This window comes from Streptomyces sp. NPDC041205 (assembly GCF_055591765.1).
Genome location: NZ_JBVIZH010000005.1, coordinates 18751 through 36783 on the forward strand (window position 1 = coordinate 18751; position 18033 = coordinate 36783).

At 69.8% G+C, this 18033-nt stretch carries 18 protein-coding genes; 9 read left to right on the forward strand and 9 right to left on the reverse strand.

Annotated elements, in window-relative coordinates; genetic code table 11:
• Positions 1 to 140: 140 nt before the first annotated feature.
• The 6 genes from ACZ6BG_RS22625 to ACZ6BG_RS22650 are packed head-to-tail and all read right to left on the reverse strand — an operon-like array spanning position 141 to position 4308.
• Positions 141 to 392, reverse strand: a complete 252-nt coding sequence (locus ACZ6BG_RS22625) for a helix-turn-helix transcriptional regulator (protein WP_469004199.1) — start codon at positions 390 to 392, stop codon at positions 141 to 143.
• On the reverse strand, positions 389 to 2122 hold the full coding sequence (locus ACZ6BG_RS22630; protein WP_469004201.1) for a DNA primase family protein: 1734 nt from the start codon (positions 2120 to 2122) through the stop codon (positions 389 to 391). The genes ACZ6BG_RS22625 and ACZ6BG_RS22630 overlap by 4 nt, the downstream gene beginning before the upstream one ends.
• Complete coding sequence (locus ACZ6BG_RS22635; protein WP_469004203.1) at positions 2119 to 2655, reverse strand: DUF2742 domain-containing protein; 537 nt, start codon at positions 2653 to 2655, stop codon at positions 2119 to 2121. The genes ACZ6BG_RS22630 and ACZ6BG_RS22635 overlap by 4 nt, the downstream gene beginning before the upstream one ends.
• Positions 2652 to 3263, reverse strand: coding sequence for an HNH endonuclease (locus ACZ6BG_RS22640; RefSeq protein ID WP_469004205.1), 612 nt, complete (start codon positions 3261 to 3263; stop codon positions 2652 to 2654). The genes ACZ6BG_RS22635 and ACZ6BG_RS22640 overlap by 4 nt, the downstream gene beginning before the upstream one ends.
• Positions 3260 to 3733, reverse strand: a complete 474-nt coding sequence (locus ACZ6BG_RS22645; RefSeq protein ID WP_469004207.1) for a helix-turn-helix domain-containing protein — start codon at positions 3731 to 3733, stop codon at positions 3260 to 3262. Before ACZ6BG_RS22645 ends, ACZ6BG_RS22640 begins: the two co-directional genes overlap by 4 nt.
• Complete coding sequence (locus tag ACZ6BG_RS22650; protein WP_469004209.1) at positions 3730 to 4308, reverse strand: hypothetical protein; 579 nt, start codon at positions 4306 to 4308, stop codon at positions 3730 to 3732. The genes ACZ6BG_RS22645 and ACZ6BG_RS22650 overlap by 4 nt, the downstream gene beginning before the upstream one ends.
• Positions 4309 to 4526: 218 nt before the next feature.
• On the opposite strand from ACZ6BG_RS22650, the gene ACZ6BG_RS22655 reads away from it, so the two are divergent.
• A complete protein-coding gene (locus tag ACZ6BG_RS22655) occupies positions 4527 to 4862 on the forward strand; it encodes a winged helix-turn-helix domain-containing protein (protein WP_469004211.1) in 336 nt (111 codons plus the stop codon).
• A gap of 160 nt (positions 4863 to 5022) precedes the next feature.
• Positions 5023 to 6270: an XRE family transcriptional regulator gene (locus tag ACZ6BG_RS22660; protein WP_469004213.1), complete on the forward strand. Its 1248-nt coding sequence runs from the start codon at positions 5023 to 5025 to the stop codon at positions 6268 to 6270.
• A gap of 1314 nt (positions 6271 to 7584) precedes the next feature.
• Here the strand turns inward: ACZ6BG_RS22660 and ACZ6BG_RS22665 are convergent.
• Complete coding sequence (locus tag ACZ6BG_RS22665) at positions 7585 to 8364, reverse strand: hypothetical protein (RefSeq protein WP_469004217.1); 780 nt, start codon at positions 8362 to 8364, stop codon at positions 7585 to 7587.
• A gap of 674 nt (positions 8365 to 9038) precedes the next feature.
• On the reverse strand, positions 9039 to 9719 hold the full coding sequence (phoU, locus tag ACZ6BG_RS22670) for a phosphate signaling complex protein PhoU (RefSeq protein WP_468457493.1): 681 nt from the start codon (positions 9717 to 9719) through the stop codon (positions 9039 to 9041).
• Positions 9720 to 10068: 349 nt separating this feature from the next.
• On the opposite strand from phoU, the gene phoR reads away from it, so the two are divergent.
• Positions 10069 to 11382: a two-component system sensor histidine kinase PhoR gene (phoR, locus tag ACZ6BG_RS22675; protein WP_469004220.1), complete on the forward strand. Its 1314-nt coding sequence runs from the start codon at positions 10069 to 10071 to the stop codon at positions 11380 to 11382.
• Entirely contained in the window at positions 11379 to 12059 is a 681-nt protein-coding gene (phoP, locus tag ACZ6BG_RS22680) for a two-component system response regulator PhoP (protein ID WP_030362171.1), read from the forward strand. The genes phoR and phoP overlap by 4 nt, the downstream gene beginning before the upstream one ends.
• A gap of 167 nt (positions 12060 to 12226) precedes the next feature.
• Here phoP and ACZ6BG_RS22685 read toward each other — a convergent pair whose 3' ends face one another.
• Complete coding sequence (locus ACZ6BG_RS22685) at positions 12227 to 12982, reverse strand: copper chaperone PCu(A)C domain-containing protein (protein ID WP_469004221.1); 756 nt, start codon at positions 12980 to 12982, stop codon at positions 12227 to 12229.
• 787 nt (positions 12983 to 13769) lie between these two features.
• Between ACZ6BG_RS22685 and ACZ6BG_RS22690 the strand changes: the two genes are divergently transcribed.
• The 5 genes from ACZ6BG_RS22690 (at position 13770) to cysS (ending at position 17974) form a co-directional block, all read left to right on the forward strand.
• Entirely contained in the window at positions 13770 to 14252 is a 483-nt protein-coding gene (locus ACZ6BG_RS22690; RefSeq protein WP_003953493.1) for a CarD family transcriptional regulator, read from the forward strand.
• 372 nt (positions 14253 to 14624) lie between these two features.
• A complete protein-coding gene (ispD, locus tag ACZ6BG_RS22695; protein ID WP_469004222.1) occupies positions 14625 to 15422 on the forward strand; it encodes a 2-C-methyl-D-erythritol 4-phosphate cytidylyltransferase in 798 nt (265 codons plus the stop codon).
• Positions 15412 to 15993, forward strand: a complete 582-nt coding sequence (gene ispF / locus ACZ6BG_RS22700; RefSeq protein ID WP_469004223.1) for a 2-C-methyl-D-erythritol 2,4-cyclodiphosphate synthase — start codon at positions 15412 to 15414, stop codon at positions 15991 to 15993. The genes ispD and ispF overlap by 11 nt, the downstream gene beginning before the upstream one ends.
• Positions 15994 to 16087: 94 nt before the next feature.
• Positions 16088 to 16492, forward strand: coding sequence for a PPOX class F420-dependent oxidoreductase (locus ACZ6BG_RS22705; RefSeq protein WP_469004224.1), 405 nt, complete (start codon positions 16088 to 16090; stop codon positions 16490 to 16492).
• A gap of 78 nt (positions 16493 to 16570) precedes the next feature.
• A complete protein-coding gene (gene cysS, locus ACZ6BG_RS22710; RefSeq protein ID WP_469004225.1) occupies positions 16571 to 17974 on the forward strand; it encodes a cysteine--tRNA ligase in 1404 nt (467 codons plus the stop codon).
• Positions 17975 to 18033 lie beyond the last annotated feature (59 nt).

Sequence of the window (18033 nt, forward strand, 5' to 3'; positions counted from 1 at the left end):
GTGTCCGGTGCCGCCCTCAGAGGGTTTCCGGGGGTCCGGCCGGTCGGGGTGCTAGACGCTAGATCCCTGATCAGGGGGCGGATTGGGTGCTAGCGACGTTGCTAGGTCTAGCGAGGGCGGTTGCTAGACCTAGCAGCCGTTCATGCGGCGTAGTCATCTTCGAGGGCGGCCTGAGCGTCGACCCAGGCGCGGACGGCGGCGGGGTCGTAGCGGACGTGTTTGCCGACGCGGAAGCCGGGCGGGCCGATGCGCTTGCGGCGCCAGGCGTAGACCGTCTCCACGCTCGGCAGGCTGAACATGACCACGAGGTCTTCCGGGGTCAGGTAGCGGTCGGGCAGACCGCCGCGCAGGTTGGCGCGCGGGTCGTCGTTCGCGGGTCGCGGGGTGCTCATGACGCCGTGCCTCCAAGGGCCGGGGTGCAGGTGGGATGGGTGGTCTGGCCCGCTTCGAGAGGCTCGAACGGACCGCCGCACTCGGTGCACAGCGGTGCGTTCTCCCGCGACGGCTCGCGAGGCAACTCCTGTTGGACGCCGGGGTTCTCGAAAATGCGCGTCTCACGCGCCTCATCGCGACTCAGTGCAGGTAGGGGCGTTTCCGGAGTGCGGTATTCCTGCGCCTCAGTGCGCCTCTCGTCCGTCTCACCGCGCCTCAGTGCGCTGCCGTAGCCGCCCGCGCCGAAGTCCGTGAGGCGCGATGAGGCGCGATTCTCGCTATTGCGGGCGTCATCTGAGAGAGCGAGTCCGCTGTAGGCGCGTACCTGCTTGCCGTTCGCGTCGCGCGGCTTGATGACACGCACCTGGGGCACGACGGACTGAAGGTTGCGGCCGAACATCTGCTTGGTGCCCGCGCGGATGCCGTTGTCCTCCGACCAGGTGCGCCACACCGCCCACAGCTCATCCACGGTGACCTCACACTGAGGGCCGGTCTCGCAGCACTCGCGGACGAACGCGCTCGTGGGTGAGGCGGTGTCCTGCATGGTGGTGACCGCCTCGCGGGAGGAAGGCGGTTCGGTGAGCCGTCCGGCCACTTCGAGCCGGGCCAGTCCGCCCAACGCCCAGTTGAGGATGCCGGGCATTTCGGCGGCGAGTTTGTCGGTGAGGGTGGTGTCTTCCTTGCCGAGCCAGGAGACGGTCATGTTCAGGACCACGAAGCGGCGCGCGATGACGCCGGAGGAGTCGCCGAAGTTCGGCAGCTCGTTGGACAGGATCATCAGCCGGGTGGGGAGCTTGCCCGTCCACGGGTCCTTGAACTTGCGGTCCACGTCGATGGTGTCCTCACCGGAGATGGTGAGCAGCCTCTCGACGATCTGCGGCCCGTCGCGGCCGGTCAGGCGTGCGTCGGAAACGACGGCGAGCGACTTCCCGAGCAGAGGCGAGAGCCCGAAGTTCGTGCCGAGACTCGCGAGGGTGGGGCCCGCCATATTCCCCTCACCGACCAGGGCCGCGAGGATGCGCGCGATGGTGCCCTTGCCCGAGCGGGTCGGGCCGACGATGAGCAGGATCTTCTGCTGATCGGTGCGACCCGACAGGACGTAGCCGAACCACTCCTGAAGTGCGGCGATGGAGTGCGGGTCGTCCGGCCACACCTGCCTCAGGAACGCCTCCCAGTGCGGGGCGGCCGCGTCGGGGTCGTAGTCGAACGGGACGGACACCAGGTTGAAAAAGCCAGGCGTCAGCGGCATCAGGGCCCGGTCTGCCACGCGCAACAGGCCGTTGGTGCACGCCACGACCGGGCCCGCGCCGTCGCGGACCTGGCGACCGGACGCGTCCAGTCGGGCCGGGGCGTCGATGGTCGGCGCGAGGTGGGTCACAGCCGCGATGGCCTGCATGAGGTCGGCCACCTTGCGGATGTTCGGCGCCCACCTGCGCAGCTCCGGGCCCTTGCCGGTGACGTGATCGAACTCCGCGTGTTCCAGCTGCTTGTACAGGCTCGCGCGGACCTGCTGAGAGTCCAGCTCGCGCCAGTGCGAGAACTCCCAGGACATCCACGCGCCGCGCCAGTGCCTCAGCGTCAGCAGTCCGTCGTGCTGCCAGTCGGGGGCCAGGTGCCGGGCGACGGCCATGGGGTCGGTGGGCGGCGGGACCGGGGGCGTGGCCTCTTCGGCGGTGCTCTTGTCGGTCATGCCGTCTCCCGGTCGGAGGGGTGAGACAGGTAGCGGCCGGGCTTGCCGGGGATCGCCACCGGCGGCCACCCGGGAGTAGCCGTGAGGCAGTGCGGCACCAACGGGCGGGCAAGCGTGTCCAGTTCGGCCAGGGTGGGCCGCGTGGACAGACGCATCCGGCGTACGGCGTCGGTCGCCTCGCGGGTCGTCTCGCGCCGCCAGGCGTCGTCATCGAGGGAGGCGAGCCAGCGTTCCCGGATGGTGTGGCGGCGCCAGGCTTCGGCCGCGGCGAGCGCTGCAGCGAACCGGCGCGGATCGGCCGTCGGGAGCGCGGCCCACTCCGCACCGCCGTACTCGGGGAAGGCGTCGGGCAGCATCTCGGCCTGAGCGGCGGCCCACAGCGCGGCCGGGTCGGCGCCCGTGTTCACCGGGGCGGGCCCGGCGTTCACGGCAGCCGTGTCGGCGTTCACGCGGGCGTTCACGGCGGAGGTGCCCACGGCCGACTCGGGTACAGGGCGGGCCGACTCGTAAGGCCGACTGTTCACGGCGTTCATGCGGGCACCGCCTCACCGGTCGGCCGCGAACACTCGCGTACGAGTCGAGCAGCAGAGCGCAGGCAGTCGGGCCGACCCGTCGGGCGCGGCGCCACGGCGTGACGCGGACGCTCATACAGGTCAGGGACCGATCGATGGCCGATCGGGTCGGCCGACTCGGGCCCCGGCCACGTCGCCGTGAACACCGCGTGGTGGGCGTGGGCGAGTCGGGCTAACAACCGCCAGTCGACCCCGATCGAGCCGACCGACTGTTCACCAACGCTGCCCGTCGGCTGCTCGTGAACGTCCCCGTGAACGCGTTCACCGGACACGGCGTGAACGCTCGGGGCCGACTGCTGAACGCCGTACGTGAACAGCACGAGCAGGGCCAGGGAGAGCGGGAAGCGGTCGGCCTTGGCGTTGTAGCAGGGGTGGCAGGCCAGAACCAGGCAGTCGGCCGACCACGTCCACAACAGGGAGATCGGCACCACGTGATCGAGGGTGGCCTCCCGCAGGTTTGCGAACGGGCGGCGGCACCAGGTGCACCGCTGCCCGTCCCGCTCGGCAAGGCGGGCCTTGCGGTTGCGGCGCCGCTTGGAGTTCAGGTGCGGCTTGTCGTGCAGGCTCATGCCGTCGCCCCCGGGGTGGAGTCGAGCAGATCCAGCACGGTGCGCAGGGCGGCGGAGACGGCCCCCAGGTGCAGCGCCATCTCCGCCACGCTGGCGCCGCCCAGGTCGACCGACTCGGCACGGCTGAGTGCGCTGCGGGCGGCCAGGGCGAGGGGGAGGAAGGCGGCGGCCGGGTCGGGGGCGGCGGGACGCTGCGCGGGCCACAGGTCCCACACGTCGCAGCCCAGGGCGCGGGCCACGGCGTGGGCGTGACGGGCGTAGGGGCGCCGTCCGGGCTCGTTCACCCACCGTTCCACGGTCTTGGGGTCCACGCCCAGCTGGTCGGCCAGGTCCTCGTAGGTCAGGCCGGACTCGAACAGCGCGGCCCGCAGACGCAGGTTGCCGGTCTGGGCCGGATTCCTCTTCGCGACGTGCGACGGCGCCACGGACGCGGGCAGGGCAGGCGCGGGCGGTACGGCCACGGCGCTCATCGGGTCACCGCCGTCCCGGCCAGCACCTGAGAGCGGCCCGCGTCCCCGGCGGTCTCCAGGACGTCGATGCGCCGCTCCATGCTGTGGAGCTGCTCCCGGATCTCCCGCAGGTGGTCGCGCAGCCGCGCGAACTCGCCGTCGGTGAGCGACGACGCGACGGGGGCGGGGGCGGCCGGGGCACTGTGGCGCCGGGGCAGCGCGCCGGGGAGGTTGAACGAGGCGGCGGCGATGGTCAGCGCACCCAGGTCGCTGGCGGTGTTCTCGCGGCGGCGGGACGCGAAGCGGGAGCCGTACCAGGCGCGGTCCTGCGGGGTGAGGCGGCGGTAGATGGAGGCCAGGTTGTACAGCCGCAGCGTCTCAGCGTCCCGCCGGACGACGGCCGCTCCCAGCCTCTCGACGCCCTGGACGATCCAGGCGCCTACCTGCGCGTCGCGGCCGGAGACGTCGGCGTCGTCGGGCATGTCGGAGGCGTACAGCGCGATCCCGCGCTCACCGCCGTCCAGCTCGGCAACTAAGTCCAGCTCCACAGCCGTAAGTTCCTGGCCAGTCGGCCGCTCAATGATGGTTGCAGGCATGATGGAGATACCCCTTCGAGGGTCAGGGAGCGGCTATCTGCTTGGCGGTAGGGAGCCGCTCCTTGCTGTTCCTGGCCTTGACCAGGGATTTCCACGGGAAGCGCTCTTGGGTTTCGAGCCCCGCTTGCTGACTAGCGTGCACTAGTCTGCTGTGGTGCACAAGCCTTGTGCTGTGATGCGCACTAGTTCGCTGTGGTGGGGCTCGGTACTCTCAAGGCATGACTGTCACAGGAGGGCCCAAGCCAAAGGCGGTGCAAGTCGCGGACGCACTCCGCGACGACATCAAGAAGTTGAAGCCCGGCGACAAGCTCCCGTCACAGCGTGAGCTGATGGACCGTTTCGGGTTCGCGAGCCAGACCGTCCAAAACGGGCTGGCCGCGCTCCGGGCGGAAGGGCTGATTGTGTCAGCCGGGAACCTCGGCAACTTCGTCAGCGACGGTGCTGCCCCTAACGACGACGTGCGCGACGACATCAAGGAAATCCGCTCCCAGGTTCAGGCGTTGGCTGAACGGCTCGAAGCGCTGGAGAAGCGCTCCGCGCCTGGTGGTGCGTGATCTGTGGCCAGCATGCGGGGCGACGGCCCTTGACGTAAGTGACACCGTTGGGGGCAGTACAACGGCATGGGGACATGTCCGGTGTCACCTCGCTGTCCCCTTCCGTGTCCCCACGGTCCGCGCGCGAGACTCGGCGCGTAGGCACTCGGAGGAGGGTGTTATGGGCGACGACAGGCCCGCGTGGGCGCGACGCATCGCGGCGGAGCGCGCAGCTCGCGACTGGTCGCAGCGGGACGCGGTGAGGGCTCTCCGTGTGCACGCTGTGGATGAGCTTCCCGCCGACGACAGCATGATCCGACAGTGGAAGCGCTGGGAGTCCGGCCAGATCCCGAACGAGTTCTACCGGCCGCTCATCGCGGCTCTTTTCGGCACCGTGACGCAGGCGCTCTTTCCGGCGCCTGGTCGGCGGGACGGCAACAAGGAAGTGCTCGCGGCGAGCGGTATGGAGACCTTCGAGATCGTGAGCCGTCTCAGTCGCTCGGACGTCGATACGGCGACGCTTGATGCCTTGCGCATCACCACGGATCGGCTCTGCTCTGAGTACCCGTACATGCCGAGCGAACAGCTCCTCATCGAGGGGCGGCAGTGGCTGCGGCGGGTTGTGGAGCTGCACTCCAAGAGCCTGACGCTCGCGCAGCACCGCGAGGTGCTGGCGCTCTCCGGCTGGCTCGCCCTTTTGGTGGGCTGCGTCGAGTACGACTCAGGCGACCGACACGCAGCCGAGGTAACCCGTCAAGCCGCGCTGTCGCTCGCCACGGAGGCGGAGCACGGAGAAGTTGCTGGGTGGGCCCACGAGATGCGGGCTTGGTTCGCCCTCACGACGGGCGACTATCGCGGCGTCATCGCTGCCGCTCAGGCAGGGGCTGAGGTGGCCGCCGGCCACAGCGTCGCGGTGCAGCTCGTTGGGCAAGAGGCCAAGGCGTGGGCGCGGCTCGGAGACCGTCGACAGGTTGAGGTGGCGCTCGACAAGGGCCGTCGCCTGCTCGAAGGGATGCCGCACCCCGAGAACCTTGACCACCACTTCGTGGTGGACCCCGCGAAGTTCGACTTCTACTCGATGGACTGCTATCGCCTGGTCGGTGAGGACAAGCTCGCCCGCACCCTCGCCGAGGAAGTCCTCCGAGCGGGTACCGACTTCGACGGCACGGAGCGCTCACCCATGCGCAACTCGGAGGCGCGCGTCACGCTCGGCGTTACCGCGGCGCGTGAGGGCGACCTCGAGCAAGCGCTCATCATGGGGGAGCGCGCTCTCCAGGGCGACCGCCAGTCGGTCCCGTCGCTCATCATGACGAGCCGCGAACTGGCCGCAGAGATGCGGCGCCGCTACGCCTCTGAGCCTGCCGCCCAGGACTACCTCGCGCACTTGAAGGACCTTGGCCAGGCGAAGCCCGGCTTCCTGCCGCAGTAACCCTAGGTAGCTACCCCTCGAAGGGCGCTAGCGGTCGCCCCGCCCCGCTGAAGCCCAGGATTCGAGCCGAATCCTGAGTTCTCCTATGTTGGCCGCTAACCGCTAGCGTCCTGACCAGAGCCCAAATGGTCCGCTATCGGGGGTGCTAACGCTAGCGGTCCCTGCCGCTAGCGTTAGAGGCGCTCGCTGACACTCGGTTCGTCGCAGAGGGTGATAGAAGGAGCGGCCTACGGCCGCACGACCCTTGGCAGCTCGCTGTGCTCGTGCGCGACGGCCGCCGTACGGGACCGGACGCCGTCGCGCGGGCAGGCGTGACGGCCGGTGTGATGCCACGTGAAGTCCGCCGTTACGGCCGCGTCACACCCGCGTCTGCCTAAGGGTTTGGGTGTGACGCCGCCGTCACATGTGACAGAAGCCAGGAGGCTGTGACGGCCTGAACAGTCGGCGCTCAGGCCGCGCACGACAAGCGGCTGCAACATGGGATCCCGCCTGTTGCAGCCCGCCCAACCGGATGAAGAGGCCACCCGCGCCCCCGCTGGAGGGGGACCTCTTCATCCTGCGGCGGCGGACAGCTTCAGCAGCGTCCACAACCCCGATCCACTCAGAGCTGGCCTGACTTGCGGAAATCGACTCCTAGACGCAGTGCGGGCTTGGTCGCTCCGGACGCTGGTGGACGCTAAACAATCTATTTAGCGTCCGCGTTGAAAGCGCAGGTCAGAGGGCTCGGTAAGAGTCGCGCGGACGCTGCGGACGCTGTCTTCCCTCAACTTTCCAGGAGTGGAGAGCGACGGCTTTTCAGGCACGCGGGGCGGGCGGTGGCCACAGGCGTCGTGCGGCGCTGAAAAGCCTCAGGAAGCTGCGCGGGGAGGTGCGGCGGCCGTGGACGAGTAAGAAGAGCACCAGTGCGGCGCTGTGCTCTTCTTGCTTCTCTGCCCGAGCATGCCGTCTGCCTCTTGGAAGGTACCGAGGTTGGCAATCCAGGGAGGAGGCGAGAGCCGTCCCGCTTTGGGATGCTGTTCTGCGACGCATCCGGGGCAGAGTGTCAGAGCGGGCGTCAGAGGCTGTCAGCGTCCGGTGTCAGGCGAAATGTCAGGGCGCGTGACACCGCGTGCGCCTAGGGGTTTGGGTGTCACGACGCCGTGACGGTGTCAGGCATCAGGGCAGTGTCACGGCCGTATGAGGACTCCATGTTGGAGCCGTCCGCGCTGTCCGCAGTCGGCGAATCACGTTCCCCGGTGGCCGCTGCGCGAGCGCAGCGAGCTGCCAGAGGTCGTGCGGCCGAAGGCCGCGCTTCTAGTGCCTTGTGCACCAGGATCACTGGGTGCTGCTGCGTGCCTTGTACCGGCTGGCCGTGTGTTCGAGGATCTTGCGGCATGCCTCCGCCATGTCCTCCAGCTTGTCGTCACTAACTACAAGCTCCACCAGGTGGCTACCGTTCGAGATGGGCATTGCACCGCGAAACTCCGAAGCGCGGAGGTTGGGCCAGAAGCGACCGTGCGCAAAGCCAGAGGCGACACGCCACAATGCTCGGGTTTCGGTGGGGTTGAGTCCAGCGGCTGCGGCGGCTTCGTAGATGATGCTCGTGGCCTCAGGCTTAGACAGGTTGGAGAGATTGAGGCCCTGTGCCAGCTGCTTGACCTCTTCTCGGCGCTCCGCTCCTGTCTTGCCGTTCGGCCCCGTGACGTGGTTGGTGTCCTTCTCGTGCTGGTCGCGGTTGTGGAAATCCTGAGCCCAGAGGGAAAGCACGCGGTGGCGGCGTTCATTCCGGTCATTTCCTGCCAGAAGCCAAGCACCGGTGGCAAAGTTCTCAAGTGCCCCACGCAGCAGGGTCCAAGGACTGTACGGGTCGATCTGGCGCGCAACGGTCACGAGCTTTGTCAATGCTTCGACGTGTATGAGGCCAGCCGAGAAGGAGGACTGGATGAACTTGGCGGCGCCCCATGACTTCAGAGGTTCGTCGTCTTTGGCCAGGCTGCTGCGCTCTGCCGGGTCAGGCAGCAGCAGGAAGTGGTTGTCGCCTCGATAGGCTGCGGCAGCGTTGAATAGCGGCGCGAGGTAGGAGACATCTTCTCGCCCCGTCGCGGACGTGCTCATTGCCGCACCGTACTCCGGCTGCTGCATCTCTCGCCGCCATTTTTCACATACTCACACGCGGCTGCCTGTTGGAGCGACATGGGATCTTGAGGGTGTTGTGGCCCGCGAGCTGGGCCCTCTCTGGGCCCTCAAGCAACGACCGACGATGACAGTAGATGACCACCAACGACCCCTCCGCAGCAGGCCAGTTGGGGTGCTCAAGCTGCTGACCTGTGGTAAAAAGCGGGCCCCCCAGACCCAGGGCAAGAAGAAGTAGGCCCACCCGTACGGGAAACCCCGTACGGAAAAGGGGCTCCACGCGCGCGTGGAGCCCCTTTCCCTGTGTGCGATTCCGGACGCGCGGGGGCGCGTGGGAGGGGGCGGACGGCGGGCGGCGGCGCGGGGTGAATGGACGCGCGCGCGTGCGCCGTTGACGCGCCCCGCTGCCCCGGGCGTGCAATGGAGGGGCAGGCAGTACGTCTTCGCAGTACGCCTTCGAGGTTTCGAGGAGGAGACACATGGCCGAGTCCCCCAAGAGCGACACCTGTGCCGACGGTTGTCAGTGCGGTCCTGGCTGTAGCTGTGGCTGCCAGTCCGGCGGCGCGTGCCAGTGCGGCGGCGGTTGCGGCTGACGCAGCGCGAAAGGGGTGGGCGCACAGGCCTTCGCGCCCACCCCGGTGCCCCACCGGCAGGTGCTACGCGCCCTCTACGGGCACCGAGCCCGGCTGGATCTCGTCCGCGTGCTCACCCGTCACCAGGTACACGACGCGCTTGGCGACGGACACCGCGTGGTCCGCGAAGCGCTCGTAGTAGCGGCCGAGGAGCGTCACGTCGACGGCCGTCTCGATGCCGTGCTTCCAGCGGTCGTCCATCAGGTGCTGGAACAGCGTGCGGTGCAGCAGGTCCATCTCGTCGTCGTCCTGCTCCAACTGCAGCGCCAGATCGACGTCCTTGGTGATGATGACCTCCGCCGCCTTCGCCATCAGGCGCTGCGCGAGCTGGCCCATCTCCAGGATCGTCGCGTGCAGGTCGCGCGGCACCGCCGACTCCGGGTAGCGCAGCCGGGCCAGCTTGGCCACGTGCTGGGCCAGGTCGCCGGAGCGCTCCAGGTCGGCGCTCATCCGCAGCGAGGTGACGACGATCCGCAGGTCGGTGGCGACCGGCTGCTGCCGCGCCAGCAGGGCTATCGCGCGCGCCTCCAGCTCGTGCTGGAGGTCGTCGACCTTCTGGTCGGCGGCGATCACGCTCTCGGCCAGCTTCAGATCGGCGTCGAGCATGGCCGTGGTGGCGCGCCCGATCGCCGACCCGACAAGGCGGGCCATTTCGACCAGGCCCTCGCCGATCGAGTCAAGTTCCTCGTGGTACGCGTCACGCATGTGGCTGTCCCTCTCTCGTACGTCACAGGGGCTCACCCCCACGCTCCCACGGTGGCGGCCCGACGCGTCCGTTTAAGTCATCTCAAATGAATCAACCCTGTCGCCAAGGTGAACTATGGGCGACGGAGTCCCGCCGCCCGCCCGATGCGCCAGACTGCACCAGGGGCCCCGTGAGGCGACCCGCGCTCCACCCCCGGATCGCGTGCCGCACACCGGAATCCGCCGGTCCGACGGGTCGCCCCGCCGAAATGAACCACTGCCGTCCCCACAGTGAACTCTGAGCGACGAGTGTTCGAGCGGCCACCCGGATGGCTGTGGCCGGTACTCCGACCGCGCATAACCTGGAGGCATGGACGTGAACGCGGCGGTCGCCGCAGCGGCAGCGATCGCCGGGGTGTGCACCGGCGTCATCGCCATGCTGGCGTTTCGCTGGAGCGAACGCGACCAGAAGAGGCCCACCCGGACATCCCTGCACACGGACGCGGTCCTGCCCCCCGGCGTCGACACGGTCCTCTCCGTGCTGCGCTCCTCCGCGGTCGTCCTGGACGAGGCGGACAGCGTGGTCAAGGCGAGCTCCGCGGCGTACGCCCTCGGACTGGTGCGCGGCGGCAAACTCGCCGTCGAGCCGATGCTGCAGATGGCCAGGGACACCCGGCGCGACGGTGAGATACGACAGGTCGAGCTGGACCTGCCGCGCCGGGGCACGGGCCGGGGGGACGCGCTCGCGGTCTCCGCGCGGGTGGCGCCCCTGGGCTCCCGTCTGGTCCTGCTGCTCGTCGAGGACCTCACGGAGGCCCGCCGCATCGAGGCGGTGCGCCGCGACTTCGTGGCGAATGTCAGCCATGAGCTCAAGACGCCGGTGGGGGCGCTCTCGCTGCTCTCCGAAGCCGTCATGGACGCCGCCGACGACCCCGAGGCCGTCGAGCGCTTCGCGGGCCGGATGCAGAACGAGGCGACCCGCCTGACCAACCTCGTGCAGGAGCTCATCGACCTCTCCCGGGTGCAGAACGACGACCCCCTCGAGGACGCCGAGCCGGTGCGCGTCGACGAGCTGGTGGCCGAGGCCATCGACCGCTGCCGGCACCAGGCGGGCACCAAACAGATCACCATGGCCGCGACCGTGGGGAGCGCCGCCGCGCCCGCCGCCGAGAGCGGCACCGGAAGCCGGACGGCGGTCTCCGACCTGCACGTCTGGGGCAACCGCGGCCAGCTCGCCGCGGCTCTCGGCAACCTCGTCGAGAACGCCGTGAACTACTCCCCGGCCCGCACCCGGGTCGGCATAGCGGCGCGCCGGGTCACCGCACCGGGCGGCGACCACATCGAGGTCGCGGTCACCGACCAGGGCATCGGGATCTCCGACAAGGACAAGGAGCGCATCTTCGAGCGCTTCTACCGCGTCGACCCGGCCCGCTCGCGCGCCACCGGCGGCACCGGCCTCGGTCTCGCCATCGTCAAGCACGTGGCCGCCTCGCACGGCGGGGAGGTCACCGTGTGGAGCTCGGAGGGACAGGGCTCCACCTTCACCCTGCGCCTGCCCGAGGCGGGCGCGACGCGCGACCGCGGCGCCGGGCACGGCCTGCCGAACGGCGCGCACCAGGGCGCCAGGCCCGACGACACAACCGCATACGAACCCATTCCTGCCGCCCCGGAGGTCCTTCCGTGACCCGAGTGCTCGTCGTCGAGGACGAGGAATCCTTCAGCGACGCCCTGTCGTACATGCTCCGCAAGGAGGGCTTCGAGGTCGCGATCGCGGCCACCGGACCCGACGGACTCGACGAATTCGAGCGCAACGGCGCCGACCTCGTCCTGCTCGACCTGATGCTGCCGGGCCTGCCCGGCACCGAGGTCTGCCGTCAGCTGCGCAGCCGCTCGAACGTGCCGGTGATCATGGTCACCGCCAAGGACAGCGAGATCGACAAGGTCGTCGGCCTGGAAATAGGAGCCGATGACTACGTCACCAAGCCCTTCTCGTCCCGCGAACTGGTGGCCCGCATCCGCGCGGTCCTGCGCCGCCGCGGAGAGCCCGAGGAGGTGGCCCCGCAGGCCCTGGAGGCGGGCCCGGTCCGCATGGACGTCGACCGCCACGTGGTCACCGTCTCCGGCTCCAAGGTCGACCTGCCCCTGAAGGAGTTCGACCTCCTGGAGATGCTGCTGCGCAACGCGGGCCGCGTCCTGACCCGCATGCAGCTCATCGACCGCGTCTGGGGCGCCGACTACGTGGGCGACACCAAGACCCTCGACGTGCACGTCAAGCGTCTGCGCGCCAAGATCGAGCCCGACCCGGGCGCGCCGCGCTACCTGGTGACGGTCCGTGGCCTGGGCTACAAGTTCGAGCCGTAGGCAGCGGCCACGCGCGCGTGCGTCCCGACGACGGCCACGCGCGCGTGAGCGGCGGAACAGAGCGAAACAGAAGGGCGGGGACCCCTCGGGGTTCCCGCCCTTCCACGTGCTCTTCTCAAGCCGTCCCGCGTGCGCGACCTCGGTGCGAGGCCGCGTACGGGAGTACGTCAGTGCTGGGCGGCGCCGTCGTGCCCGGCCTCGCCGGACGGCGTGGTGCCCGCGCCCTGGACGCCTTCGCTGCCCTCGGCGCCGTCAGCGCCCGCGGCGCCCTCGGCGTCCCCGGACGGCGTGCCCGACGGGTTGCCGGAGGGCGACCCCGAGGGCTTGCCCGACGGCTTCCCGGACGGCTTGCCGGAGGCGTCGCCCGAGGGCTTGGCGTCCGGGGCCTTCGGGAGCTCGCTCGGGCCCCACTTCTTGAAGTAGCTCTCGGCGGGCACGACGAACGTCTTCAGCTTCACGTCGCCGGCCTTGCTGAAGGCGAAGGTGACCGGCTGCGCGTTGCCGTCCTGGACGGACTCGCGGCTGCTGGGCAGGACCGCGGCGGCGTTGTCCTTGCCGCCGATGACGATCGAGCCGCCGGCCGGAATCGTCAGACCGCCGCCCTTGCCCTTCTTCTCACCCTTGGCGGGGCTCAGCTCGGCCGTCTTGCCGGTGCCGTCGACCTTCACCGATTCGAGGGTCTGGGCGGTGCGGCCGTTGTTGAAGACCGTCGCGGAGACGATGGCGGGGCCTGTCGACTCCCGGTCGGGCTGCGTGATGATCATGGCGTTCTGGATCTTGATGTCGCCGACGGCGGTCGCCGCGTTGTCCGGCTTGATCTCGATCGTCTGGGCGTTGTTTCCGGCACCGCAGGCGGTGAGCGCGGCGAGCGAGAACGCGAGGGCGGTGGCGGCGATGGCGCCGCGTCGAAGGCTGCGGCTCACGGCGGCGGCAACTCCTAAACGTGGGCGGTACGGAGGGGGCGGGCGGCCTTGACGCCGTCCTGGCGGGCGACCGTAAAGCCGCCCTAAGGGTGTGTCAGCGGGCTTAGGTTACCGAGCCGTTCCCGCGCCACCGCACCCGACCCGCCCCTCGGAGCCGCGAGCCTCCCGGCGCCCCCGTCCGGCGCTCCTGCCGCGCCCCGCTCCCCGGCCTCCCCATGACCTCCCCCTGGCCCCCGCGACCTCCCGTGCCCCACCCGTTCCCTGGCCCGTTCCGTATTCGTAAATCCGCGGCCGGCGGTGTTCCGGCGATTTTCGGATAAGGAAATGCGGAGGGGGCCGGGAAATTGATCAGTGGATGACGCACGGGACCTGCCATCGGGTGGATCGGAGCGCGGTTCCGGCGCACCGGCGCTCGCGCTTCTTGATCAATTCCGGATTCGCGCCAGACGCGCCTCCGGGGTCGTCGCGAAGTGATCCCGAACGCGTCCCGAGCGTCGTCTCGTACGCGTCACCGCATGCCGAACGGAGTAGCGGAAGTTCACCTACGGGAACCCGGCAAACCGGGACGTTCGCCCCCTTGCGGCGCTCTCCCGGGGTGCGTGACGGGGGTGTTTCCCCGTCCCCGGACAGCCGCTCCCACCTGCGAATACCCCCTTCCGCAGCCCCCGCGCAGCACGTTCCTGTTGCTGTTGTCAAGCCCCGAGATATGCCCTGACCTGCGAAAACGCCATTCAGAAGACGCCGTATCCGTGTTACCCTGGATAGCCACGGAAGGGGTACCTGTCACATGACGTTCAAGGTTGGCGACACCGTGGTCTATCCCCATCACGGGGCCGCGCTGATCGAGGCCATCGAAACTCGCCAGATCAAAGGCGTGGACAAGACCTACTTGGTGCTGAAGGTCGCCCAGGGCGACTTGACGGTACGTGTGCCAGCGGACAATGCAGAGTTCGTCGGTGTGCGTGATGTGGTCGGCCAGGACGGCCTCGACCGGGTCTTCGAAGTACTGCGCGCACCGTACGCAGAAGAGCCCACGAACTGGTCGCGTCGTTACAAGGCAAATCTTGAGAAGCTTGCCTCCGGCGATGTCATCAAGGTCGCGGAAGTCGTCCGTGACCTGTGGCGTCGGGAGCGTGAGCGCGGACTGTCCGCCGGTGAGAAGCGCATGCTCGCCAAGGCCCGTCAGATCCTGGTGAGCGAGCTGGCCCTCGCGGAGAACACGAACGAGGACAAGGCCGAGGCCCTGCTCGACGAGGTCCTCGCGTCCTGAAGTCCTGACCGACGCAGCGCGACGCCACACCACCTGGCGTGCGTCCCGGGACGAACAAGACAGCGCACACATTGCCGCGGTGCCCGCCGACTCCTGAAAGGTGTTGCCGGGCACTGCGGCATGTTCGTACCCGAAAGCGGGCAGCCTTCGGCCCCGGTACGCGCATGCGCGTACCGCCGGTCTTCACCGCCGGTTCGCGTGTACGGAAAGATCCCCCGGTACTTTGGCGTGCCGGGCTCGGGCAGCTGGCTCGACCGGATGTCACGGAAGGGTCCGGTCAAGGCGTCGCGCCCGGCACTCCCCCAACCTACGGTCGGGGGTACGCCCAGGCCATACCCATGTCGGCCGAGCACACAAACCTGAACGGAACCGATGTCTGACGCATCTTCTGTGGCGGGCCGGCCCGGCCCCGCCCAGCACGCCCAGTCCACACACCCCGCCGAGCCCCTCCGCACCGCCGCGGTCATCCCCGCCGCCGGGCGGGGCGTCCGGCTCGGCCCCGGTGCCCCCAAGGCCCTGCGCGCCCTGAACGGCACGCCCATGCTCATCCACGCCGTGCGCGCGATGGCCGCGTCCCGCGCCGTCTCGCTCGTCGTGGTCGTGGCCCCGCCGGACGGCGCCCCCGAGGTCAAGACCCTGCTGGCCGACCACGCCCTGCCCGAGCGGACCGACTTCCTCGTCGTGCCCGGCGGCGCCACCCGCCAGGAGTCCGTGAAGCTCGGCCTCGACGCCCTGCCGGCCAACATCGACATCGTCCTCGTGCACGACGCGGCCCGCCCCCTGGTCCCCGTCGACACCGTCGACGGCGTCATCGAGGCCGTCCGCGACGGGGCGCCCGCCGTCGTCCCCGCGCTGCCGGTCGCCGACACCGTCAAGGAGGTCGAGCCCGGCCCGCCCGGCGAGCCCGAGCCCGTCCTCGCCACCCCCGAGCGCGCCCGGCTGCGGGCCGTGCAGACGCCGCAGGGCTTCGATCGCGCCACGCTGCTGCGCGCCCACGAGGCCGCCGTCGTCGGTGAGGGCGCCACGGACTGCGCGGGACTCGTGGAGCGGCTCGGCGAGCCCGTCGTGCTCGTGCCCGGCCACGAGGAGGCGTTCAAGGTGACCAGGCCCCTCGACCTCGTCCTCGCTGAGGCCGTACTCGCCCGCAGGAGGGCCAACGATGGCTTCTGAGCAGCCGCAGTCCCAGCCGCAGGTCGATCCGGGGGCCGATCCGGGGGCGCAGCCCCAGCCTCAGCCGGGGCCGGGGGTGCCCACCTCCCCGTACCCCCTGCCTCAGGTCGGCATCGGCACCGACATCCACGCCTTCGAAGAGGGCCGTGAGCTGTGGTGCGCCGGGCTGAAGTGGGAGGGGGAGGGGCCCGGGCTCGCCGGGCACTCCGACGCGGACGTCGTCGCGCACGCCGCGTGCAACGCGCTGTTCTCCGCCGCGGGCCTCGGCGACCTCGGCGCCCACTTCGGCACCGGGCGGCCCGAGTGGGCCGGGGCGTCGGGGCTCACCCTCCTCACGGAGGCCGCGCGGATCGTCCGGGACGCCGGTTTCACCATCGGCAACGTCGCCGTGCAGGTGATCGGCCCCCGCCCGAAGATCGGCAAGCGGCGCGACGAGGCCCAGAAGGTGCTCTCCGAGGCGGCCGGCGCGCCGGTCACCGTCTCCGGCGCCACTACGGACGGCCTCGGTTTCCCCGGCCGCGACGAGGGCCTCATGGGCATCGCGACGGCACTGGTCGTCCGTACGGGCTGAGCGGGGCCGAAACCCGCCTCGCCCCGTGGTGCGGCGCCCTGCGATCGGGTAGGGCTACGACTCGTCAAGCGATCAACCGCCGAGGAGCGAAGTCATGTCCGAACAGCTTTCCGACGACCTCAAGTCCCTGCTCGACACGCCCGTTTTCGTCACCGTCGCCACCATCCAGCCCGACGGCAGCCCCCAGCTTTCACCGGTCTGGGTGACGCGCGACGGCGACGACGTCCTCATCTCCACCACCCTCGGGCGGCGGAAGGAGAAGAACCTGCGCCGCGACCCGCGCGTGACGGTGCTTCTCCAGCCCTTCGACGCCCCTTACACGTACGCGGAGATCCGCGGCACCGCCCAGCTGACCACCGAGGGCGGCCAGGAGCTGATCGACGAGCTGTCGCGGAAGTACACGGGCAAGGACTACGCCGACTTCAACCCGGCGGCCAAGGACGACGCGCAGCGCGTGGTCGTCCGCGTGACGCCCCGCAAGGTCGTCGGCCGCATCTGACGGACCCGAACGTCACGGTTCGTGCCCCGTGTCCCCAGTGTGCGCGGGGCACTGCCCGGCGCCCACTACCCTGGAGTGGTGACGATTCGCCTGTACGACACCAGCGCCCGGCAGATCCGTGACTTCAGCCCCCTCGTCGAAGGCTGTGTCTCGATCTACCTGTGTGGCGCCACGGTGCAGGCGGCCCCGCACATCGGACACATCCGGTCGGGCCTCAACTTCGACATCATGCGCCGCTGGTTCGCCCACCGCGGCTACGACGTGACGTTCATCCGCAACGTCACGGACATCGACGACAAGATCATCAAGAAGTCGGCGGAGCAGGGCCGCCCCTGGTGGTCCATCGGCTACGAGAACGAGCGCGCCTTCAACAGCGGCTACGACGTCCTCGGCTGCCTGCCGCCCACGTACGAGCCGCGCGCCACGGGCCACATCACCGAGATGATCGAGATGATGCGCGGCCTGATCGAGCGCGGGCACGCCTACGAGGCCGACGGCAACGTCTACTTCGACGTGCGGTCGTACGAGGGCTATCTGGAGCTGTCCAACCAGGAACTGGACAACCTCCTGCAGCCCGAGGGCGAGGGCGAGACCGGCAAGCGCGACGCGCGCGACTTCGCCATGTGGAAGGCCGCCAAGCCGGGGGAGCCCAGCTGGGAGACCCCCTGGGGCCGCGGCCGTCCCGGCTGGCACCTGGAGTGCTCGGCCATGGCCCACAAGTACCTGGGCACCGAGTTCGACGTCCACGGCGGCGGCATCGACCTGATCTTCCCGCACCACGAGAACGAGATCGCCCAGGCCAAGGCCTTCGGCGACGCCTTCGCGCGGTACTGGGTGCACAACGGCTGGGTCACCATGAGCGGCGAGAAGATGTCGAAGTCCCTCGGCAACTCCGTGCTCGTCTCCGAGATGGTCAAGCAGTGGCGCCCCATCGTCCTGCGCTACTACCTGGGCACCCCGCACTACCGCTCGATGATCGAGTACAGCGAGGAGGCCCTGCGCGAGGCCGAGTCCGCGTTCGCGCGCATCGAGGGCTTCGTGCAGCGCGTGGTGGAGAAGGCCGGGGGCGTGGTCGAGCCCGCCGCCGAGGTGCCGCCCGCGTTCGCCGAGGCGATGGACGACGACCTGGGCGTCCCGCAGGCCCTCGCGATCGTCCACACCACGGTCCGGCAGGGCAACTCCGCGCTCGCCGCCGACGACAAGGAAGCCGCGATCGCCCGCCTCGCCGAGGTGCGGGCCATGCTCGGCGTCCTCGGCCTCGACCCGCTCGACCCGCACTGGGCGGGCGGCGACGGCGACGGCGGTGAGGACCTGCACGGCGTGGTCGACACCCTCGTACGCCTCGTACTGGAACAGCGCGAGGCCGCCCGCGGCCGCAAGGACTGGGCCACCGCCGACGCCATCCGCGACCAGCTCGGCCAGTCGGGCCTCGTCATCGAGGACAGCCCGTCGGGCCCCCGCTGGACGCTCGGTCCGCGCTAGCGCGGACCACACGCTGATGTGCCGCCCGGCGACTCGGGCGGCACACTGCATATACGACG